At 65.3% G+C, this 22,062-nt stretch carries 18 protein-coding genes; 10 read left to right on the plus strand and 8 right to left on the minus strand.

The window, feature by feature from the left end:
* Positions 1-30 precede the first annotated feature (30 nt).
* Positions 31-936: a LysR family transcriptional regulator gene (locus tag C5J22_RS03070; RefSeq protein ID WP_105437097.1), complete on the plus strand. Its 906-nt coding sequence runs from the start codon at positions 31-33 to the stop codon at positions 934-936.
* A gap of 18 nt (positions 937-954) precedes the next feature.
* On the opposite strand, the gene C5J22_RS03075 is transcribed toward C5J22_RS03070, so the two are convergent.
* From C5J22_RS03075 to C5J22_RS03090, 4 genes are read right to left on the minus strand one after another with little or no spacing between them, the layout of a single operon-like run.
* Positions 955-2,322 (minus strand): NAD(P)/FAD-dependent oxidoreductase, encoded by a 1,368-nt coding sequence (locus tag C5J22_RS03075; RefSeq protein ID WP_105437098.1) that lies wholly within the window; start codon positions 2,320-2,322, stop codon positions 955-957.
* A complete protein-coding gene (locus C5J22_RS03080; RefSeq protein WP_105437099.1) occupies positions 2,319-2,642 on the minus strand; it encodes a (2Fe-2S)-binding protein in 324 nt (107 codons plus the stop codon). Before C5J22_RS03080 ends, C5J22_RS03075 begins: the two co-directional genes overlap by 4 nt.
* Complete coding sequence (locus C5J22_RS03085; protein WP_105437100.1) at positions 2,639-4,627, minus strand: hydantoinase B/oxoprolinase family protein; 1,989 nt, start codon at positions 4,625-4,627, stop codon at positions 2,639-2,641. Before C5J22_RS03085 ends, C5J22_RS03080 begins: the two co-directional genes overlap by 4 nt.
* Positions 4,628-4,633: 6 nt before the next feature.
* Positions 4,634-6,718: a hydantoinase/oxoprolinase family protein gene (locus C5J22_RS03090; protein WP_105437101.1), complete on the minus strand. Its 2,085-nt coding sequence runs from the start codon at positions 6,716-6,718 to the stop codon at positions 4,634-4,636.
* Positions 6,719-6,933: 215 nt separating this feature from the next.
* Here C5J22_RS03090 and C5J22_RS03095 point away from each other — a divergent pair, with 215 nt between their 5' ends.
* The gene (locus tag C5J22_RS03095; RefSeq protein ID WP_105437102.1) at positions 6,934-8,067 is read left to right on the plus strand and encodes an FAD-binding oxidoreductase; all 1,134 of its coding nucleotides are present in this window, start codon (positions 6,934-6,936) and stop codon (positions 8,065-8,067) included.
* Here C5J22_RS03095 and C5J22_RS03100 read toward each other — a convergent pair.
* Entirely contained in the window at positions 8,035-8,958 is a 924-nt protein-coding gene (locus C5J22_RS03100; RefSeq protein ID WP_105437103.1) for a helix-turn-helix domain-containing protein, read from the minus strand. The genes C5J22_RS03095 and C5J22_RS03100 overlap by 33 nt on opposite strands.
* 143 nt (positions 8,959-9,101) lie before the next feature.
* On the opposite strand from C5J22_RS03100, the gene C5J22_RS03105 reads away from it, so the two are divergent.
* The 8 genes from C5J22_RS03105 (at position 9,102) to C5J22_RS03140 (ending at position 18,787) form a co-directional block, all read left to right on the plus strand.
* Entirely contained in the window at positions 9,102-10,547 is a 1,446-nt protein-coding gene (locus C5J22_RS03105; RefSeq protein WP_105437104.1) for an aldehyde dehydrogenase family protein, read from the plus strand.
* Positions 10,548-10,591: 44 nt separating this feature from the next.
* Entirely contained in the window at positions 10,592-11,794 is a 1,203-nt protein-coding gene (locus C5J22_RS03110; protein ID WP_105421478.1) for an amino acid ABC transporter substrate-binding protein, read from the plus strand.
* Positions 11,795-11,859: 65 nt separating this feature from the next.
* Complete coding sequence (locus C5J22_RS03115) at positions 11,860-12,726, plus strand: branched-chain amino acid ABC transporter permease (protein WP_105437105.1); 867 nt, start codon at positions 11,860-11,862, stop codon at positions 12,724-12,726.
* On the plus strand, positions 12,723-13,664 hold the full coding sequence (locus C5J22_RS03120; RefSeq protein ID WP_105437106.1) for a branched-chain amino acid ABC transporter permease: 942 nt from the start codon (positions 12,723-12,725) through the stop codon (positions 13,662-13,664). Before C5J22_RS03115 ends, C5J22_RS03120 begins: the two co-directional genes overlap by 4 nt.
* Positions 13,661-14,392 carry an ABC transporter ATP-binding protein gene (locus C5J22_RS03125; RefSeq protein WP_105437107.1) on the plus strand — a complete coding sequence of 244 codons (732 nt, stop codon included), beginning with the start codon at positions 13,661-13,663 and terminating at the stop codon, positions 14,390-14,392. Before C5J22_RS03120 ends, C5J22_RS03125 begins: the two co-directional genes overlap by 4 nt.
* Positions 14,385-15,716 carry an ATP-binding cassette domain-containing protein gene (locus C5J22_RS32020; protein ID WP_105437108.1) on the plus strand — a complete coding sequence of 444 codons (1,332 nt, stop codon included), beginning with the start codon at positions 14,385-14,387 and terminating at the stop codon, positions 15,714-15,716. The genes C5J22_RS03125 and C5J22_RS32020 overlap by 8 nt, the downstream gene beginning before the upstream one ends.
* A gap of 12 nt (positions 15,717-15,728) precedes the next feature.
* On the plus strand, positions 15,729-17,207 hold the full coding sequence (locus C5J22_RS03135) for an aldehyde dehydrogenase family protein (RefSeq protein WP_105437109.1): 1,479 nt from the start codon (positions 15,729-15,731) through the stop codon (positions 17,205-17,207).
* Between the two features lie 23 nt (positions 17,208-17,230).
* Positions 17,231-18,787 (plus strand): flotillin family protein, encoded by a 1,557-nt coding sequence (locus C5J22_RS03140; RefSeq protein ID WP_105437110.1) that lies wholly within the window; start codon positions 17,231-17,233, stop codon positions 18,785-18,787.
* Positions 18,788-18,875: 88 nt separating this feature from the next.
* Here C5J22_RS03140 and C5J22_RS03145 read toward each other — a convergent pair whose 3' ends face one another.
* The 3 genes from C5J22_RS03145 to C5J22_RS03155 are packed head-to-tail and all read right to left on the minus strand — an operon-like array spanning position 18,876 to position 22,056.
* Positions 18,876-20,300, minus strand: coding sequence for an ABC transporter ATP-binding protein (locus C5J22_RS03145; protein WP_105437111.1), 1,425 nt, complete (start codon positions 20,298-20,300; stop codon positions 18,876-18,878).
* The gene (locus C5J22_RS03150; RefSeq protein ID WP_105437112.1) at positions 20,297-21,121 is read right to left on the minus strand and encodes an ABC transporter permease; all 825 of its coding nucleotides are present in this window, start codon (positions 21,119-21,121) and stop codon (positions 20,297-20,299) included. Before C5J22_RS03150 ends, C5J22_RS03145 begins: the two co-directional genes overlap by 4 nt.
* Positions 21,118-22,056, minus strand: a complete 939-nt coding sequence (locus C5J22_RS03155; RefSeq protein ID WP_105437201.1) for an ABC transporter permease — start codon at positions 22,054-22,056, stop codon at positions 21,118-21,120. Before C5J22_RS03155 ends, C5J22_RS03150 begins: the two co-directional genes overlap by 4 nt.
* Positions 22,057-22,062 lie beyond the last annotated feature (6 nt).

Consider the following 22,062-nt stretch of genomic DNA (forward strand, 5'->3'; position numbering starts at 1 on the left):
ACCCGCGAACCAAAGGACACGGTGAACCGGATGCAGGCACGCCAGCTCGAGGTCTTCTGCATGCTCATGCGGACCGGGACAGTGACCGGCGCTGCGGCAATGCTCAACATATCGCAGCCGGCGCTCAGCCAGATCCTGCTGCATGCCGAGGACCAGCTGGGCTTCAAGCTTTTCAACCGGGTCCGCGGGAAGCTGGTTCCCACCCGGGAGGCCGAAGAGCTTTATCCGGAGTGCGAACGGATTTTTTCCGAGCTCGGCGCGCTGCGCCGCCGCACCACGGACATGCGTTTCGGCCGCACCGGACTGATCCGGGTCGCCGCGTCGGCGCCGCCGGCGATGTCGATCGTACCCAAAGCGCTTCTGTCGTTCCGTGCGGCCCATCCCGATATCGTCGTGCGCTCGCTGATCGCCCCGCTGGTCAATGTCGTCGACATGATCCGCGACGGTGACGCGCCGCTCGGAATCGTGATGAACAACGCGGCCCGCCCGGGCATCGAAGTCGAGACACTCGGGCACACGCAGCTTGTCTGCATCGTCCCTGAACACCATCGGCTGGCCGAATTGGATCAAATCGGCTTTGCCGACCTGCAGCACGAAACTTTGATCTCCTACCGGGCCGGCACACTGCCGGGCCGCCTTCTGGTCAGCGCCGCGGCCGCGGAAATGCAGATATTCAACCCGGCGATCGAGATCGATATCTCGATTACCGCCCTCCCCTTCGTCCGCGACGGCTTTGGTGTCGCAATCGTCGATGGGCTCCTGCCGTGGCAGCAGTTTCCGGGCCTTGTCCTCAGGCCGCTGCGGCAGAAGATTTCCGTGCCGATTGCCCTGCTCACCAGCCGGGACCGGCCTTTGACGGGAAGCCATCTCGCCATGCGCGACGATCTGCGCGAAGCCTGTGCCAGCGTCCTGAAGGCAAGCGGCCTGGAATCCTGAGCCTCCGAGCCAAACCGGTCAGGCATCGCGAACCCAGAGGCCGATCGGCAGGGGCCTGGCCGGCGCCTGTTCGCGGAGCCGTCCCGCGTCGCAGACCTTGATGCAGGCCTTTTCGGCGATCAGTTCGGCACCGGCGAGTTGACAATAACGCCCCTGGCAGCGGCCCATTCCGATGCGTGCCAGTGATTTGACCCGGTTGGCTTCGCCCCCGCCATAGACGACGCTCTCGCGCAACTGGCCTGCCGTCACCCCTTCGCAGCGGCAGACGACGGTATCGTCCGGAACGGCGCGGATCATGTCGCCCGGCCAGGGAAAGGCGCGCGCGATGGCGCGGGCAAACCGTTCGTAGCGGCCCAACCGGCGCAGATCCGATCTCGCATCCGGCGAAGGAAGACCCATATCGGCAAGGCAGGCGGTCGCGGCAAGCCGACCGGCGACCTCCGCCCCATCCGCACCGAGAATTCTCAGACCATCACCGGCCAAATACAGTCCCTCGGCCGCCCTTCCCATCCGGTCGGTCCGGGGCAACCATTGCGACCAGCTTTCGTCGTAGTCGAACGTGCAGCCTGCCAGGCCCGCGAGCTGCGTTTCGGCGCGCAGGTGCCAGCCGAGGCCGACCATGTCGCATGCCGTCACATGCGACCGGCCGCGGGCATCCCGCCAGCACAGGCCGACTGGGCCGCGTTCGTCGGTTTCGATCCGGTCCAAGGTCACCCCGGCATGATAAAGTCGGCCGAGCTTTGCCCGCATCAGCAGGCCACGCAGGACCAGGCCCGGCCTTGCCAGCATGCCCGGAAGACCCGCCGCCTGGTCGCGGATGGAAGACGTGTCGAGGATCGCGGCGATTTTAGCGCCGGCTTTCAGCAACTGGGTCGCGACGAGTGTCAGTAGCGGCCCCGAACCGGCAAGAACGATCCGGCTGCCGAGGGCGACGCCCTGCGCCTTCAGGGCGATCTGTGCCGCCCCGAGGCTGTAGACACCCGGCGCCTGCCAGCCGGGGATCGGCGCCAGGCGATCCATGGCGCCGGTGGCAAGGATCAGGCGGTCGTAGGTGAAATCCTTGCGGCCAGCGGGCGTCAGCGCCTGCAGGAAATGATCAGCGATCGTCAGGACCGAACTTTGCGGATGATAGTCGATCTCTCCGGCGGCAACCATGCGGTCGAACACCGTATGAAGCGCCACGGCCTTGCGGGCTTCCGATCCGTAGAGCTGTTCCGGCGGGCGCGCGAAACCGTGTGGCGGGCGTCGATAGATCTGGCCGCCGGCTTTGATGCCCTCGTCGATGACAATGGGTCTGATCCCGGCCTGGACCAGACGCTCGGCGGCGCGGATACCGGCCGGGCCGGCACCGACGATCACCACCTTTTCAGCGCCCGGCGCCGTCATGGCCATGTTTCCGGCGGCACGGTCCGCAATTGCATACCCTCCGCGACCAAGGTCGAACAGGCCCGCAGCCGCCCGCCGTCTTCCTGCCACAGCCAGCAATCCTGGCAGGCTCCCATCAGACAGAAACCGGCCCGTTTCTCCCGGCCGAATTCCGACTGCCGCACGGCGGGTGCGCAGACCAGGACGGCGGTGAGCACCGTGTCGCCGGCCAGTGCCTGGCAATCGGCGCCATCCAGCCGGAACCGAACCTGCGGCCTGCCCTTTTCGGTAAGGCGCACAATTCGGCCCCCGGGAGCGGCAGGCGGCAATCCGGATGTCATTCGGCAGCCTCTTTCCGCGCCTCAGCGGGGTTTGGCATGTTCGTGAAGCGTGCGCGCACATCAGCAAACGCGGCGGCTACGCCTTCGGCACCTGCACGCCCCTTCATCCGGCGGAAGATCTCCGTCTTGGTGAAGAAGCGCCAATGGATGGGAAGGCCCTGCAGCAGGTCGGTCAGCAGGTCGTAGGCCTCCGGCGTCCATTGCGCCTCGTAACCCTCGCGCTCGGGACCATAGTGGAAGTATCCGGTCGGCACGGTCCGTGCGGCTCTCACCTTTTCGGTTTCAGCCTCGTCCACGATGCCGTCGCGGATGACGACGCCGTAGTCACGCTCGGCAGCCTCGGAAGAAACGTAGCCGCGTGCCACGTCCTGCGCCACGCGCCAGGTCTCGCGCTCGACAGGGTTGCCGCGCCCGCCGCCGCCGGCTGAGCGGATCTCCAGGACATCGCCGGGCTGCAGAACCGCGGTATCGATATTGCCGAGCCGCTGGAAGTCGTCACGGCCCGGGTTCAGCACCATGTCGGACAGGCCGGCGGCCCTGCCGCCCAGCGTGCCCCAGGGGCGAAAGAAGCTGCGGTCGCGGTTGCGGGCGGTGATACGGCTGCCGGGCGAAAAGACCCGGAAGGCCATTTCGGTCGCCAGCCCACCGCGCCAGCGTCCGGCCCCGCCGCTGTCCCTTGCCAGGCCATATTTGACGAACTCGATCGGCACTTCCGTCTCGGTGATCTCGATCGGCGTATTCTTGAGATAGGCGGCATCGGCGCCGGAGCCGTTGGTGCCATCGCGGTGGGGCATGCCGCCGCCGCCGCCGACCACCGGATTGACGGCAGCGATCACGGTGCGGCCGTTCCGTTCGTCGGTCGTCATGACGTTGACGATGCAATTGTTGCCTGCCGGTGCTGCCGGCAACTTTTCAGGCACAGCCTGGCAGAAGGCGCCGAATATGACGGAGCGCAGCCGCGCGCAGGTCAGCGAGCGCATGCCGACGGCAGCCGGCGCGATCGGATTGAGGACACTGCCCTTCGGCGTGATGCAGGTGAACGGTCGGGTCAGGCCGGTATTGAGGAGGATCTTCGGGTTCAGCGTGTAAAGTACGTAGTAGACACCGACCAGAAGCATCGTATGGCGCGGATCGCCCCCCGAGGGCACGTTGAGCGACGAGCCGAGCTGCGGGTCGGAACCGGTGAAATCGAGGATTGCCTCGTCGCCGCGGATCGTCAGCGTCAGCTTCAGCCGGCACGGGTTGGCTTCGACCGAATCCTCGTCGGCATAATCGACAAATTCCCAGGTCCCGTCCGGCATCGCGCGCAGAAGATCGCGCGCCTGCGCTTCGGCATGGTCGAGCAGGACCTCGGTGCCCTCGAGAAAAGCTTCAATGCCGAATTTCTCGACCATCGCAAGGATCTTGCGTTCGCCCGTGTTGAGCGCCCCGACCAGGGCCTTCATGTCGCCGATATTGAGATCGGGCTTGCGGACATTGGTGGTCATGATCTTCAGGATGTCTTCGTCGAAAACACCCTCGTTGACCAGTTTCATCGGCGGGAAGCGGATGCCCTCCTGATGGATTTCCGTCAACGCTCGCGACAGCGAGGCCGGCACCGCGCCGCCCATGTCGGTGTTGTGGATATGACCGCCGGTCCAAGCGATGATCTCGCCATCGTAGAAGACCGGTTTCCACAGATGGGTGTCCGGCGCGTGCGTCGCCACGAAGCAGGAATAGGGATCGTTGGTGAATGCCACGTCGCCGGGCTTGTAATCGTCGATCATCGCGATCGCGCGGCTATAGGTGAGACCCGGATACCAGGTCGCGCCCAATCCCATCGGCACGCCGAACGTCTCGCCTTTGCGGTTGACCAGCATGACCGTGAAGTCTTCCGTCTCCTTGACGAAAGCGGAATGCGCGGTCCGCTGCAGCGTGTAGGCCATGTTTTCGGCAGCAGCGCGGGTGTGATTGGCAAACACCTGAAGGTTCAAGGAATCGAACATGGGCCATTACTCCGAAAAGGTGAGATGCAGGTTCAGTTGACGATCGACCTCGACATGGGCGCCGCTCGGGATTGCAAAGGTCGTATCTTCCTGGGCAACGACCGCCGGGCCGGCGAAGCGGCTGCCGGGACGCAGGTGATCACGCCGATAGAGGCCGATCCACTCGAAACTCTTGCCGGTAAAGACCGGGATCTCGCGCTCGGGGGTAACCGCCTCACCGTCCTCTCGGGCATTGACCGGGATTTCCAGTGCTGGGCCGGCGCCGATTGCCGAGAGACGCAGATTGACGATCTCAATCGCTCCGTCCGGATCATGGAAATCGTAGAGCCGGGCGTGCATCGCGTGAAAGGCTTCCTCGATGGAACCGAGCTTGCCCTCGCCGATCCAGGCTGGCTGGATCGGCACTTCGATCTCGAAGCTTTGGCCGACATAACGCATGTCGGCGGAGACATTGAGCGTCGCGGCACCGGCATGCCCCTGCTTGGCGAGCCAGTTGCGCCCCTCGACGGCAAGCGCGTCCAGCGCCTCGCGCATTTGCGGTACCGCCTGGTCGGAGAGATGGGTAAACACGGTGCGGATGAAGTCACCGCGCAGATCTGCCACCAGGCCGCCGAGCGCCGAGACAACACCCGGGCGCGGTGCGCCGATCACCTTCGCCATATGAAATTCGCGGGCGAGGAACGCGCCGAGCATCGGGCCGCCGCCGCCGAACGGCATCAACGTGAATTCCCTCAGATCGACGCCGGCGCGCGATGCGAGTTTCTCGACCTCCACGAACATTTCCGAGATGGCAACGTCGAGGATGGCCTGGGCGGCCTCCTCCGCGGTCCGGCCTATCTTTTCCGCCAGCCGCGTGACGGCCGCGCGGGCAAGGCCGACGTCGATCTGCAGCTGCCCGTAGGCCATCTGGCTGTGACCGAGCCAACCGCAGACGGCCATGGCGTCGGTCACTGTCGCCTGCTCCCCGCCGCGTCCGTAACAGGCTGGTCCGGGTGTCGAGCCGGCCGATTCCGGTCCGACCCGCAACACGCCCTGCGCATCGACGCTGGCGATCGAGCCGCCGCCGATACCGATCGAGCTGACCGACACCGACGGGATATGCAGCGGGAACTCGCCGACCAGTTCGCCGGTGCCGAATTGCGGTTCGCCGTCGATGATCAGGGCAAAGTCGGCCGAGGTGCCGCCAATATCGAGGGTGAGGACATGCTTCTCGCCGGCACGGCGGGCGAGCCAGGCGGCGCCTATGACACCGGAGGCGGTACCCGACAACAGCATCTGCACGCAGGACCGTTTGCCTTCGTCGGCATTCATCACGCCGCCGTTCGACTTGGTCAGCAGCGCCGGCGCCGTGACGCCACGCGACAACAGCTTTTCCTCGAGTGCGGTCAGATAACCGGAGACACGCGGATGGACGTAACCATTGAGGATAGCGGTGGTGGTCCGCTCGTATTCGCGGATGACCGGCCAGACCTCGGATGACGTGAAGACGAAGAGTTCGGGGGCGAGCCTTGCGATTTCCCGGCTGACCGCCACCTCATGGATGTCGGTGCGCCACGAATGCAGGAAGGAGACGATGATGCCGGCGGCGCCATTGGCCTTCGCCTTTGCGACCGCTGCCGCGACCGCCTCCAGATCCGGCGCCTCGACCTCGCTGCCATCCGCCCGCAAGCGAGCGGGAATGCCGAAGATCATGTCGCGGGCGATGAGCTGGTCCGGCCGGGAGCAGAACAGCGAATAGACGTCCGGCATCCGCAACCGCGCCAGCTCGATGACGTCTTCGAAACCGGCATTGGTCATCAGCGCCAGCGACACGCCGCGACGCTGGATCACGGTGTTGATGCCGACGGTCGTTCCATGGACAAAACGGCTGACGGCGGCCGGTTCGAGCCCTTCCCGTTCGGCCAGAAGCGACAGTCCCGTCATCAGTTCCGCTCCCGGATCGTCCGGTGTCGTCAGAACCTTGAGCGAGGCAACCCGGCCGGATCGCGTTTCCAGGGCACAGAAGTCGATGAAGGTCCCGCCGATATCGACGCCGATCTTCCAGTCCTGGTGATCGCTGGTTCCCTTGCCCGGCGCGGCCGCACTGTCCATGTCGCTCAATCCTTTCCTGCTGCTTGTCATGAAGCTGGCACGAATGGGCAAAGGCGGTCCAAGAGCGAAAAAGCCGCTGCCCATAAGTGCCGCTTATGCCTCGCCAGGGGGCGTCCCATAGGTCCGGCTTATGGGATGATGAAAACCTCGACTTTGACACCGGCCGGTCGCACCGGAATGGTGGCGGGGATGAAAGACATTGCGGAAACGGCCTTATGGATGTGATCGTGCTGGGTGGTGGCCTGATGGGGGCCGCATCGACCTATTTTCTCGCCCGGCGTGGTCTGCGCGTGACGCTCATCGAGCGGAACCGGGTGGGCAGCGGCGCGACGGTCGCTTCGTTCGGGAATATCCGCCGCAGCGGCCGCTACCTGCCGCAACTTCCCCTCGCCCGACGATCGCTTACGCTTTGGGGCAAGGCGGCGGAGATGCTGGATCGGGACGTCGAGTTTCGGGCGACCGGCCATGTCCGGCTGGTATTCAGCCAGGCGGGTCTCGAGGAGATGAGCAGCTTCGCGACCGCTGCCAGACCTTGGGGTCTCAACCTCGAGGAACTTACCACGAGGGAGCTTCATGCTCGTTTTCCCGTGCTTGGACCCGAGGCAATCGCCGCATCCTTTTCTCCGGAGGATGGAAGCGGCAATCCGCGTCTGATCGCCCCGGCTTTCGCGGATGCCGCGAGACGTATCGGTGCCGAGATCGTCGAGAACGTGGAGGTGAAAGCGATCCGGCGAGGTGCCTATGGCTTCGAGGTAGAAACCTCGGATGGCGTCCATGCTGCTGCTTGCCTGCTCAACTCCGCCGGCGCCTGGGGCGCCCGGATCTCCGCGCAGTTCGGGGAAGCCGTCCCGATCGTGGCGAAGGGACCGCAGATGGGGGTAACAGAGCCGCTGCCGCATCGCATCCTGCCGGTCGTCGGCGTCTGGGCCCATGACCATGGCGGTGGTTACCTGCGCCAGGTGGAACGCGGAAACATCGTCTTCGGTGGCGGCGCGGAACGTACCGATGTTTCGCTCGATACCGGCCATGCCAAGGCCGACCCTGCCCGGCTTCCCGGCCAGCTGCGCGCCCTCCTGCCGATCCTGCCGGCGCTTGCCAATGTCTCGGTGATCCGCACCTGGTCCGGCTGCGAAGGTTATGTCGGCGACGGCCTTCCGGTCATGGGACGATCGGCGACCACGCCGGGGCTGTTCCATGCCTTCGGGTTTTGCGGCCACGGCTTTCAGCTCGGCCCCGGCGTCGGCGACGTGATGGCGGAATTGATCTCGACCGGCGCGACCGAGACGCCCATCCACGACTTCCGGATAGAGCGGTTTTCACGGCCAGGCGTGAAGGGCGTTCTGGCTTGACGCATCGACCGGGCTGAAGCGGCGGAGATCAAGGCGGTAGCGCGCGGGGGATTGGCCCTGCAGCGACTTGAAAAACCGGCTGAACTGAGCGGCTCCGGCAAAGCCGAGGACACCGGCGACCTGCCCCAGCGACAGGGGCGAGCTCGCAAGATAAATGCGGGCCTCCATCAGCTGCCGTTCGCGGATGAGCCGCGCCGGCGGCCGGCCATAGGCGCGCAGGCAGATGTCGTTCAGCCGGTCGCGCGAAATGCCGAGTTCGCCGGCATAGCGGGCGACCGTCCAGTGCTTGCGGAAATGGCTTTCGACCAATGCGGTGAACTGGCTGGAAAGCGTCTTGGGGGCGCCGGGTTGCGCGCCCGCGCCATGACCGGCGGGCAGGTTGCGATGAAGGTGGACGAGCAGAATGTGCAGCAGCGATTCCACCACGGCCGCCGACATTGGGCCGGGGCGAAGGGTTTCGGCCAGTATGCCGGTAAAGCAGGCGGCGACCGCATCGCTGGCACTGTTGCCGGCACCCAGCCGCATGAACGAGGACCGCTCCACCATGAAGCGCAGCTGGGATGCTTCAGCCCGGCGCTGCAGGACCCGGTCGAGCGTCGAAGCGCCCAGCAGCAGATGAGTCCCCTGCGCGCCGGCACCCAATTCTAGCCGCATGCCGTCCCGCCACGGTATCCAGCCCATGACCGGACCGGACAGGGGAAGAACCAGCTCATCCCCGTCGCGCAGAGCCGCCTCGCCCTTTTCGAGGATCAGCGCCCGGAAGTTTTCCGCGTCGCCGAGACCCGCCCGGCCGAGCACGCGCGTCTGCAGCGCTGCCCGGAACCGCTCTGCGCGAACAGGTGCTTCCGGCCGCGGGGCGGGGCTGGGCGGAAGCCGTTTACGGTCGGGCATCTAAAATCCCACAACGAGGAAATACATTCCCACAGAACGTCATTTACTCTGCGGCGATGTCAATCAAAATACGGCTCGCATCCTGAAAAAATAAAACAAGACGGGCTGCGGGAGGATCAACGAACGGCCGTTTGGGAGGACGCATGTTCGTAGCTAGGGGTATCGTCGGTGGAGCGTCCGTTTCCGCGCTGGATGAGCGCAGTTACGAACGCCGCGACATGGCAACGGGAACGGTGTTGACGCAGGCTGCGGCCTTCGGTGCGACGGAAGCGGAAGCCGCCGCCGATGCTGCTGCCGGCGCTTTTCCGGCGTGGTCCGGTCTTCGACCGCAGGATCGTTCGGCACTGCTCCTGCGCGGGGCGGACCTGCTGATGGAACGCGTCGACAGCTTGTGCGCGATCGCTCACCTCGAGGTCGGCGCAACCCCCGAATGGGTCCGCTTCAATGTCGAGGTTGCCCAGGCGACCCTGCGTCAGGCTGCGAGCCTGGTCGATGCCATCCGCGACGACGAGGTGGAAGGCGGGCCGCCGGGCGTGCGCTACCGCCTGATCCGTCGGCCGGCCGGCGTGGTCCTGGGGCTTGCGCCATGGAATGCGGCGGTGGCCCTGGCCGTCCGGGCGGTTGCAGCGCCGATGGCGCTCGGCAACACGGTGGTGCTGAAGGGCTCGGAGCTTTGCCCCAAGGTGCACGAGACCGTGGCGCAGATCCTGATCGACGCGGGCCTGCCGGACGGTGTGCTGAACTATGTGAGCAGCGCACCCGAGGATGCCCATGACGTGGTCGAGGCGCTGATTGCCCATCCGGCCGTGCGGCGCGTGAATTTCACCGGCTCGACGCGGGTCGGCAGACAGATCGCCGAGATGGCGGCGCGGCATCTCAAGCGTTGCCTGCTAGAACTCTCCGGCAAGGCATCGTCGGTCGTGCTCGCCGATGCGGATCTGGACGGAGCCGCCAAGGCGGTCGCCCACGGCGCTTTCTTCAACCAGGGCCAGGTCTGCATGTCGACGGACCGGATCATCGTCGAGGAGAGCCTGGCCGACAGCTTCATTGCGCGGCTGAAAGTGGAGGCCGACCGGCTGTGCGGCGATCCGGCCACCGGCCAGCCGCTCTACGGCCACGTCATCAGTCCGGAGGCGGCGGCGCGCCTCCACGGCCTGGTCGACGATGCCCTGGCGAAGGGTGCGGTGCTGGTCACCGGCGGGAAGAATGCCGGCACGCTGATACAGCCGACCATACTCGACCATGTCGCCTACGGCATGCGGATCTACGAGGAAGAGACCTTCGGGCCGGTGGTCGGGGTGGTTCGGGTGGCGGATGCCGACGAGGCGGTGACCGTTGCCAACGATACGGAATACGGCCTGACGGCCGCCGTCTTCGGGGTTGACCTGCCGCGCGCGCGGCAAATCGCGCGGCGGATAGAGGTCGGGGCGGTGCATATCAACGGCACGACCGTCTGCGACGATCCGACGATGCCCTATGGGGGCGTGAAGGCAAGCGGTTACGGCCGCTTTGGAGGGAGGGCGGTGATCGAGGAGTTCACCGAAATCCAGTGGATGACCGAACGGGACCTGCCCGACCAAGTCGGATGAACCCGTCACACGGATTTAGCATGCAACAACGGGAGGAGAAGAGAATGAAACGCAGGACATTTACCCGGCTGGCCGCCTTGGCGCTTGCAGCCGGCGTGGCCGGAGCTCCGGCTATGGCGCAGGAGGTTCTGAAGGTCGGCGCGGTTGCGCCCAAAACCGGCCCTCTGGCCGGCGGGGCGGCGGTCAGCTACTGGCCGAACGTCAAGCTTTGGATCAGCGACGTGAACGGTCGCGGCGGCCTGAAGGTCGGCGGCAAGACCTACAAGCTCGAAGCCATCGAATACGACGACCAGACCAATCCGGGCGAAACCATCAAGGCGGTGCAGCGTCTCGTCGACCAGGACAAGGCGAAGATCGTGCTGCCGCCCTATTCGACCGGCCTCAACCTGGCCGCCGCACCGATCTACGCACGCTACGGCCTGCCGATGATCACCTCGACGGCGACCACCGACAAGGCCGATGCCCTATCCGCTCAGTTCCCCAACGTCTTCATCACGCTTGGCGGCGCGAAGCCGGTGGTACAGGGCGTGGTGGACACCATGGTCAAGCTGCGCGATCGGGGCGATATCGGCAAGAAGCTCGCCATGGTCAACGTCGCGGACGCCTTCGGCATCGAACTGATGAACGAGGCCAAGCCCGCCTTCAAGAAAGCCGGCTTCGAGCTGGTTTACGAGACGTCCTATCCGCTCGGCACCCAGGACCTGTCGCCGGTCATGAAGGCCGCCAAGGCCGCCGCTCCGGATGCCTTCATTGCCTGGTCCTATCCGCCAGACACCTTCGCCCTGACCGAACAGGCAATTGTCGAAGATCTCAAGGTCGGCGCATTCTTCACCGCCGTCGCCACGGCATTCCCGGCCTATGCGGGCCGGTTCCGCACGGCGGTCGACGGTGTGCTGGGCATCGGCGGTGTCAATGCCGACGGAGAGGCCTTCAAGGCCTATGCCAAACGCCACGAAGAGGTCACGGGCGCCAAGCCTGACTATTGGGCGAGCGCCATGGTCTATTCGTCTTTCCAGGTTCTGGAAAAGTCGATCGAGGCTGTCGGCTCCTTCGACAATGCCGCGATCATCAAGCACATCAAGGCAAACAGCTTCGACACCGTGATCGGCCCGATCAAGTTCGACGGACACAACAACAATCCCTCGTTCTGGACGGTCGGCCAGTGGCAGGGCGGCGTGTTCAAGGGCGTGGCCTCCACCGGTCGCGACGGCGCTGTCGACGTGAAGAAAAAAGCTGCCTGGAAGTAAAAGCAACAGGCATTCCCGGGATCCGCAAGCCGGATCCCGGGGCATCTTTCAAGCCGGGGAATGGCATGGACATACTCATAACAGGGCTACTGCTGGGCGGAACCTATGCGCTGATCGCCATGGGCCTGAACCTGCAATACGGCATGGCCCGGATCATGAACCTCGCCAACGGCGAAATGCTGGTGGCCGGGGGGTTCGTGGCCTTCTGGTTATGGACCGGAAGCCAGATCAGCCCGCTGCTGACCGTGTTCGTCGTGGCACCGGTCGCCTTTCTGCTGAACTGGCTGATCTATCTGATTTTCCTGCGCCCTCTGGTAAAGCGCGCCAAATCGCGCGGCCAGCTGGAGGTGGATTCCATCCTCACGACCTTCGGTCTGTCCTTCGTGGCCGTCGGCCTGATGCTGGCCTTTTTCGGCGGCGATTATTTCAGCTATTCCTATCTTTCGGAGCCCGTCCATATCCTGGGCGATACCTATGGCGCCAATCGCGTCGCCGCGTTTCTGGCCGCCGTCGTTATCTGCGGGCTGCTGTGGCTGTGGCTCAACCGCAGCCGGGCCGGCATGACGATCCGCGCCATCTCGGTTGCCCCGGAAAGCGCGCGGCTGGTCGGCATCGATGTCCGGCGCACGGCAGCGCTGGCCTTTGCGCTTGGCGGCGCGGTCACGGCCACCGGCGGCGCCCTGATCTCGACCTTCCTGACGCTCGATGCCTCGACGGGCGTAATTTTCACGCTGAAGGCGCTGGTGATCGTCATCATGGGCGGTGTGGGTGACGTGCGCGGCACGGTCGTTGCGGCCCTGCTGCTGGGTCTCCTGGAAACCTTCGTTGCCCGCCTGATCGATCCCGGCCTGACATTGGCAGCCGCCTACCTGCTGTTCGTCGTGATCCTGTTGTTTCGCCCTCAGGGCCTGTTCGGGAGGCCGACCACATGAGCGCCCTTTCCTCTCGCGACTGGGGCAATCTGGCGCTGTGCGCCATAGCGCTCGCCATTGCGGCCTGCCTCCCCTGGACGGCAGGCGCCTATGGCCTGAGCATCGGCGTCACCATTGCCATGTATACGGTACTGGCCACCAGTTGGGCGCTGTTTTCCGGGCCGACCCATTACATCTCGCTCGCAAGTGCCGCGTTTTTCGGCGTCGGCACCTATGTGACAGGCATCGGCATCCAATATCTGCCCTATTGGACATTGCTGCCGATTGCCGGCATCAGCGGCGCCGTCATGGCCGCCCTTGTCGGCCTGGCGACGCTGCGCCTGTCGGGCGTCTACTTCGTGATCTTCACGCTGGGGCTGGCCGAATTCGTGCGCCAGATCATCACCTGGAGCCAGAACATCTCCGGCACCAAGGGCATCTACGTGCTGACCTCGATCGGCGAGATGCACATCTATTGGCAGCTGCTGGGGCTTGCCGCGCTGGTCTGGCTGCTGGGCTGGCTGATCGGCCGTTCGCGGCTGGGCTTCGCGCTCAGGATCATCGGCGACGACGAGGCGGTTGCGCGGCATTCGGGCATCGACACGGCGCGCGCCAAGATCCTGCTGTTCATGGTGCCGGGCGCGGTGGCCGCCATCACCGGCGCCATGCTCGCTCCGCGTTATGTCTATATCGAGCCGTCGCTCGCCTTCTCGCCGATGCTGTCCTTCCAGGTGGTGATCATGGCGCTCCTGGGCGGAACCGGCCGGCTGTGGGGGCCGCTCGTCGGCGTCATCCCCTTCACCTTCCTATGGGAGGCGATCTCGGTGTCGTTCCCCAACCAGACCACCCTGCTTCTCGGTGTCTGCTTCCTCGTCATCGTCTACCTGCTGCCCAAGGGCTTTGTCGGGTTGATCGATCTGGCGGCCAGGAGAATGCGGTCGGCGGAGGGCTATGCATGAGCCCGCTTCTGTCGCTTCGGGGCGTAACCAAGCGCTTCGGCGGCCTGGTGGCCGTCAACCGCATGGATTTCGACGTAACCGAACATCAGGTGCTGGGCCTGATCGGGCCGAACGGTTCGGGAAAATCGACTACGCTGAACCTGATTTCCGGTGCCTTTCCCGTCACCTCGGGGGCGATCAGCCTGCGGGGACAACCAATCACCCATCTGGCCGCGCAGGATATCGCGCGGCGCGGCGTGGCGCGCACCTTCCAGCTGGTGCGTCTGCTGCCCTCCATGACCGTGCTGCAAAACGTCAAGGCCGGTGCAGTCTTCGGCTATCGTCGCCATTGGGGCCATGAGGCGGATGCGGTCGCCGAGGCCATGCTGGATAAGGTGGGCCTGGCCGGCCGTGGTCATATGATGGTGGGGCAGCTGACATATATCGACACCAAGCGCGTCGAACTGGCCCGGGTGCTCGCCGGCGAGCCGGGCGTCGTGCTGCTGGACGAATGGCTTGCCGGCCTCAACCCGACCGAACTGGAGGAGGGAATCCGCCTGATCCGCGGCCTGCGCGACGAAGGCCGGACGGTTATCCTCGTCGAGCATGTGATGGATGCGATCCGCTCGCTCTGCGACCGCTGCGTCGTCATGGCCGCCGGCACCAAGATCGCCGAGGGAACCCCCGCCGAAGTCCTGTCCGACGCCGCCGTGATCCGCGCCTATCTGGGAGACGACGACGATGCTTGAGGTGAAGGGACTGTCTGTCTCCTACGGCCAGCACCGTGCGCTGGAAGGCGCATCGCTCAAAGTCGGCCGGGGCGAAATCGTGGTCATCCTGGGCGCCAATGGCGCCGGCAAATCCACCCTTCTCAAGGCCGTCTCCGGCATCTGCGAGGGACGCGCGACCGGCACGATCACCATGCAGGGCCGCGATATACTGGGGCTTGCCGCCAACAAGATCGTCGACGAAGGCATCGCTCTCGTGCCGGAAGGCCGAGGTGTCTTCGCCGACCTTTCGGTTGCCGAAAACCTGCGGCTGGGAGCCCATGCACCCCGCGCCCGCGACGAAGAGGCCGGCAACCTGGAGCGCGTGCTGCGGCTCTTTCCCAAGCTGCAGGAGCGCAGCAGGCAGATCGTGCGGACCATGTCCGGCGGCGAGCAGCAGATGGTGGCGATCGGCCGGGCGATGATGTCGAACCCCGCTCTGCTGACACTGGACGAGCCCTCGCTCGGTCTTTCCCCCCTGCTTTGCAAGGAGCTGTTCCAGGCGTTGAAGGTGGTGCGCGACACCGGCATCGGCATCCTGCTCGTGGAACAGAATGCCAAGCAGAGCCTGGCCATCGCCGACCGGGGCTATCTGCTGGAGAATGGCCACATCATCCACGAAGGCCGGGCGCAGGACCTGCGCAACGATCCGGCGGTGCAGGCTGCCTATCTGGGTGGCGGCAAGGGCTCGGCATCGGGTCAACGGCCGGGCGCGCGTACGGCGACGCCAACTGCAGCGGTTTCCGGTCCTGCGACCGCCTACCAGCCTCCACGGATATCGGGTGCATCACCGGCCGATATCGCGGCCGCCGCTCTTGCTGCCCTGCCGGCAGTGGCTAAGCGGGATGCGGCCGCCCCTCACCCCGCCTCCGCTGCGCTCGGCGACCCTCTCCCCGCAAGCGGGGCGAGGGGGAACGGAAACGCCGCGGCTTCTCCCTTCTCCCCGCCTGCGGGGAGAAGGTCCGGGCAGGGGGAAGAGGGGCAGCCCGCAACAGCCGGGTCTGCTTCCATCCCTCGTCCGGTCGCATCCCCTGCCCCCGCCATGCGCGGCGCGGCGGATGCGCTGCTCGGAGGCCTGTCGCTCGGCGACATCATCGCCGAGGCCAGCCGCGCCAGCCGGGCCGAACATGGCACCGCCATGCCGTCCGCGCCGCCGCGCGGCCACTCCGCCGTCCCGCCATCCTATCCGGCCTCGCCCTCGCTTGAGATGGGCAACAGCCAGGATCGACTGAAATCCGTCCTGAAAGAGATCGAGGAAGCCGCCGCCCGCGCCCGGGCATGGCGCCACGATCCCAACCGCAACTGAGGAGATTGCATTATGCTTGATGTCGTCACGTCCCCCACGCCCTCCGTCAGGGGCATGTTCATCGGCGGCCAATGGGTGCCTGCCGCCCGCACCTTCGAGGACCTCAACCCCTCCGACAACTCAGTCTATGCGCGCATTCCGGATGGCTCCGCTGCCGACATGCGCCGGGCGATCGATGCCGCCCAGGCGGCCTTCGGCGACTGGGCGGGCCGCGCCTTTCACGAACGCGCCCACCTGCTCCTGAAGATCGCCGACGTCTGGGATCAGCGCAAGGCCGACTTCTGTGCCGCGGCCATGGCCGAGGGCGGCGGGTGGAAGGGCAAAGGCATGTTCGAGGCGGGCTATGTGGCGGAAGTATTCCGTTCTGCGGCCGCGCTCTGCTACCAGTCGATCGGCGACGTGCTGCCATCCGAACACCACAAGTTCATGATGGCCACCCGCTTTCCGCTCGGCGTGGTCGGCGTCATCAGCCCCTGGAACATGCCGGGCATCCTGACCTCGCGCGGCTTTGCCGCAGCCCTTGCCGTCGGCAATACGATCGTGCTGAAACCCTCGGAGGACACGCCGTACTCAGGCGGCCTCTACTTTGCCGAAATCCTCGAGGAGGCCGGCGTCCCGGCCGGCGTCTTCAATGTCGTCACCTGCTCGCGCGACAGCGTCGGCGCGGTGGGCGACGAGATGATCTGCAATTCCAAGGTCAAGGCGATCAGCTTCACCGGCTCCACCGCCGTCGGCCGCCAGATCGCCGCCAAATGCGGCGCCTACCTCAAGAAGGTCTGCGTCGAACTGGGCGGCAAGGATTCGATGATCCTGCTGGAGGATGCCGACCTGGACGCCGCGGCGCGCGCCGCCAATTTCGGCAGCTTCATGCACCAGGGTCAGGTCTGCATGTCCACCGAGAAGCTGCTGGTGCACGAGAAGATCTTCGAACCGTTCATGGAACGCTTCCTGGCGCGCGCCCGCAAGCTCAAGACCGGCCATACCAACGATCCCTCCAATGTCATCGGGCCGCTGGTCAACACCCGCCAGGCGCTTCGCGTCAAGGCACTGATCGACGACGCGGTGGCCAAAGGCGCCAGGGTGGAGCTCGGCGGCCGCGCCTGGGAGAATTTCGTCGAGCCGACGGTGCTCACGAACGTCAACAGCTCCATGAACATATGGCACGACGAGACCTTCGGGCCTGTGGTCGTGGTCTGCCCGTTCCGCGACGATGGCGAGGCGGCGGCGCTCAACAACGATACGGAATACGGGCTGACCGCCGCGGTGTGGTCGAAGGACGAGGCGCGGGCCCTGCGGCTGGCCGAGCGGCTTGAAACCGGCATCTGCCACATCAACTGCCAGAATATCAACGACGAGCCGCATGTGCCCTTCGGCGGCACCAAGGCCAGCGGCGTCGGGCGATATGGCGGGCGCTGGTCGCTGGACGCCTTCACCGAGCTGCGCTGGATCACGCTGGATCGCGGCGGCCGCCACTTCCCGCCGCAGTTCTGACCGGCACCGAAAGGACTTTTACCATGAGCGCTCTGGGCTGGATCATCATCCTACTCATTCTTGCGGCCATCCTGATCGTGTTGGCCGCCCTGTTCTACCAGCGGGCCACCAATGAGGTGAGCCTCGTGCGCACCGGCATCGGCGGCCGCAAGGTGGTGATCGACGGCGGCACGCTGGCGATCCCCTATTTTCACGAGGTCGGACGCGTCAACATGCAGACCATCCGAATGGACGTGTCGCGCACCGGCGACAGCGCCCTGATCACCAAGGACCGCATGCGCATCGATGTTGGCGCCGAGTTCTATACCTCGGTCGTCCCGGAAAAAGCCGCGGTGGTGCGGGCCTCGCAGACGCTGGGCCGGCGCACCTTCCAGGCCGATCAGCTCAAGTCCCTCGTTGACGGGATGATGGTGGATGCATTGCGCGCAGTCGCCGCCCAGATGACCATGGACGAACTGCATGAAAACCGCGGGGAGTTCGTGCGACAGGTGCATGAAGCCCTCTCCGGCACTCTCTCCAAATACGGCCTGCAGCTGGACAGCGTCTCGCTGACCTCGTTCGACCAGACGCCGTTCTCGGCTCTGGACGAAAACAACGCCTTCAATGCCGTGGGCATGCGCAAGCTTGCCGAGGTGATTGCCAAGTCAAAGAAGGAGCGGGCCGAGATCGAGGGCGAGAGCCAGGTCAGCGTGCGCCGCGCCGAGGTGGATTCCAACCGCCGCAAGCTGGAAATCGAGCTGGAACAGCGCCGCGCCGAAATTCAGCAGACCCAGGAGATCGAACTGCTGCTGGCGCAGCAACTGACGGAAGTCGCCCGCCGCAAGGCGGAGGCCGAGACCGCGGCGGCCGAAGCCCGCATCGGCATGGAACGCGCCATCCAGTCCGCCTCTATCGCCCGCGAACAGATCATCCGCGAGGCCGAGATCAATCAGGCGCGTGCGCTGGAAATCGCCGAGCAGGATCGCTCCATCCTGATTTCGGCAAAGAGCCAGGAGGAAAGCCAGGCCAAGGCGGAGGCGGCGGACGCGCGCGCGGCGGTGATCACCGCGGAGGAAAACCTCGAGACGGTGCGCCAGGTGGCGGAGGCCGAGCGCCGCAAGCGGCTGGCGCTGCTGGCGGCCGAACAGGATGCGGAAGCGCAGGCGACGCGCGTGCGCATCACCTCCGAAAGCGACCAGATCGCCGCCAAGACCCGCGGCCTGATCCGCCGGGAGGAGGCCGAGACGCTGCGCATCCAGAAGAAAGCCGAGGCCGACGGCGAGGCCGCCCGGATCGAGGCGGAAAACACTCGCTCGCCGGAACTGGCGGCCATGGAGATGGAAAAGGCGCGGCTCGCCGCCCTGCCCGCCATCATCGGCGAGATGGTCAAACCGGCCGAGAAGATCAAGGGCATCTCGATCAACCACATCACCGGCCTTAGCCGCTTGGGGGAGCCCGGCGAACGCATGCCCTCCCCCGTCGACCAGACCGTCAGCTCGATCCTCGAGATGGCCGTGACCCTGCCGACCATGAAAAAGCTTGGCGATGCGCTTGGCCTGAACCTGGAAAGCCTCGTCCCCGAGGAGCCGCGCAAGAGCTGAGAAAGACGTTCAAGCCAATCGAGGGTGTGCGTGGAAAGCGGCTCCGCATAGACCACGGGAATATGCGGTGTCGCCGTAGCCGACGACCTCACACGGTTTTTCCCTCACGACCTCCGAGATCGATGACCCGTGTGGATATCGTCTCGGCAATATCCCGGTCGTGAGTGACCAGCAGGATGGCGAGCCCCGTCTCGGCGGCGATTTCCTGCAGGAACGTGACGACCTCTTTTTGGCTGACCGGGTCGAGGCGAGAAGTGGCCTCGTCGGCGAAGAGGAAGGCGGGATTGAGCAAGAGGGCACGCAGCAGCGCAAAACGCTGCAGTTCGCCGCCTGAAATCTCACCCGGCCGGCGGTCGAGCAAGCTCTCCGGCAGCCGCAGCCGGGCCAGCAGTTCCTCCACCCTTGCCCACGGTTTGCCGTGCAGGCGAGACAGATCCCTTACCCCTTTGCGGATCGTCTGATGCGGTGCGAAGGCGGCAGGCGGGTCCTGGTAAAGCTTCTGGAACCGCAGAGGCGACAGGCTCGCGTGTCGTTCGACCAGGCCCGCGTCGGGCAGGGTTAGGCCAAGAAGAATGTTGCCGATCGTCGTCTTGCCGCATCCGCTGGAGCCGAAGATCGAGACGATCTCACCGGACGCAATTTCAATATCAAGGCCAGAGAAGAGCGTTTTGCCGTCATAGCTTTTTTTCAGGCCGCGCCCGGCGATCATCGGTTCACCGGATGCCGCCGGCACCTGTCGAACCCACTGCGACGGTTCCGAGGAAAGCAACGCTTTGGTGTAGAGGTGCTCGGGTGCCTCAAGGACTGTTTCGGCAGGACCGAACTCGACGAGCCGGCCGTTCAGCATGATGCCGATGGTTCCGCCGAGTGCTCGAGCAACGGCGACATCGTGAGTGATGGTGAGGAGGAGGCGTCCATTCTCCACTTCCTGGCGCAGACGGGCCGCCACCTGGTCCCTGAGCATCGCGTCCAGGCCTTTGGTCGGCTCGTCGGCGATCAACAGCTCGCTGCCGGCGGCATGGGCCATGGCGATGGCCACCCGCTGACCCATGCCCCCGGAAATCTGGAAGGGGTAAAGAGGCTCCGCAGACGACAAGGAGACCTCCAGCAGATTTTCCTTCGCCCCGGCCGCACTTGCGGCAGCATCGCTGCCCTTCACATGGCGATGGATTTCTGCCACCTGAGGCAAAACCCGCATCGTCGGATCAAGCGCCAGCCAAGGCTCCTGCGGCAGGAGGCCAATGCTACGGCCCCAACGGGAACGGCGTTCGGAGGGTGTTTCAGCGAGAAGATCCGACCCTTTGAACAAAATGCGTCCTGTCGCATGCAGCCCCGGCGGCAGATTGCCCATGATTGCCTGGGCTACCAGGGATTTCCCCGATCCGCTTTCCCCGAGAAGCGTCAGGGGATGTCCCCTGCCCAACGACAGTGAAACATCGGAGACGATGGGGCCGTCCGCCGTGTGGATCGAAAGGTCGGTGACCGAGAGATCGTTGATGACCTGAATGTTCATGCTCGCTCTCCCTGAGCCAGGAGCTGCAGGCCAAGGACCAGCAGGAAGATCAGTCCGGCGGGAAGCAGCACCTGCACCGGCGCCTCGGCAAAATAGGGCAGAAGCTCGACGATCATGCTGCCGAGCTCGGGCGTGGGAGGCTGGAGGCCGACGCTGATCGCGCTCAATGTCGACACCGCGACAATCGCCGTTGCCATGGCGAAGGCTGCAAGGGTCGCGATCATCGGTCCGATGACGGGCAGGACATAGTGCGTGAGGATGTAGCGCGAGCCGAAGCCCAGCATCCGTGCCGCCTCGATATGCGGCTGGGACAGTATCGTCTTCGTCGTCGCCCTCGTCACGCGGTAGAACTCCACCCACAGGCTCAGCGCCAGGCCGAGGAAGAGCGGCCCGTAGTTGCCGGGGGAGAAGGCAAGCAGAAGCAGGACGAGCATGAGGCCGGGCAGTGCCAAAACGACGGTCGCCATGAGTTCCAGCCCCTTCTCCGCCCAGCCGCCTCTCCAGGCCGCGAGTAAGCCCAGCAGAACGCCGGGCATGGCTGCCGCCAGCATGGTCAGGAAGGCCATGCCGAATGAGAGGCGTGCGCCATGGGCAAGCCGCGCGAGCATGCTGCGTCCGTAATGGTCGGTGCCGAGCAGGTGGTCGCCGCTGATTGGAGCGAGGCTCGCGCCCAAATCCTGGGCCGACGGATCCACCGGTATGACCACCGGTCCGATTGTCGCAAAACCGGCGAGCAAAATCAGAAGTCCGGCGCCGGTCAGACGTGCCGCTCCGATGCCTGATCTCGGTTGCGCGAAGGAGATATGATCGATCGTGCTCATGCCGTTCTCCTCATCCGCGGGTCGAGCCAGAAGGTAAGGAGGTCGACGGTCGCGTTTATGGCGACGAACATCAGTCCCATCACCAGTGCCGTCCCCTGGACCATCGGGACGTCCCGCTCGACGATGGCATGCACCAGCGCGTGACCAATGCCGGGATAGGCAAACAGGGATTCCACCACCACGACCCCCTCGACCAGATAGATCGCCTGCAGGCCAAGGTAGGAGACGACGGGGATGGCCGCGTTGCGAAGCCCGTGACGCCTCACCACCACTGCCTCCGGGAGCCCCTTGTAGCGAGCGAAGGCGAAGTATGGCGCCCGTGCGACGGCAGCCACCGCATTGCGGGTGACGCGGCTCGACATGGCTGCGAGCCCGAGCGCCAGGGTCAGCGCCGGGAGCAAGATCTCGCGGGGTGAACCGAAGCCTGCCGGCGGCAACCAGCCGAGTTGCCGAGAGAAAATCAGCATCAGGATCAGCCCGAGCACGAAGGGAGGGATGGCGCGGAAGACGACGGCCCCGGCAAGCCCGAAGCGGTCGGCGGCTCCACCGGGTTTCAGGCCGGAAAAGAGCCCGACGAGTGGGCCGATCAAAAGCGAGATAAGCAACGCTGCCGCAGCCAACCAGACGGAAGCGCCGAGCTGCACCTGCAGTTCATGGGCGACCGCCCGGCCGGTGACCAGCGAATGGCCAAGATCGAACCGCAACAGGCTGCCGATCCACTCCAGGAACTGCGCCGCAATCGGGCGGTTGAGCCCGAGTTCGAGCCTGACCTTTTCTGCCGCATCGGCGATGCGGGCATCGGGGCCGTAACGGCCGGCCGCAATGCGCATAGCCGCATCACCCGGCAGCACGCGCATCAAGGCGAAGCACACGGCTCCAACCACGATGGCGACGATGCCGGCCTGCAACAGGCGCGAAAGAAAGAAGTTTTTCATGGCGCC

Source organism: Neorhizobium sp. T25_13, from assembly GCF_002968675.1.
Classification (GTDB): Bacteria; Pseudomonadota; Alphaproteobacteria; order Rhizobiales; family Rhizobiaceae; genus Neorhizobium; species Neorhizobium tomejilense.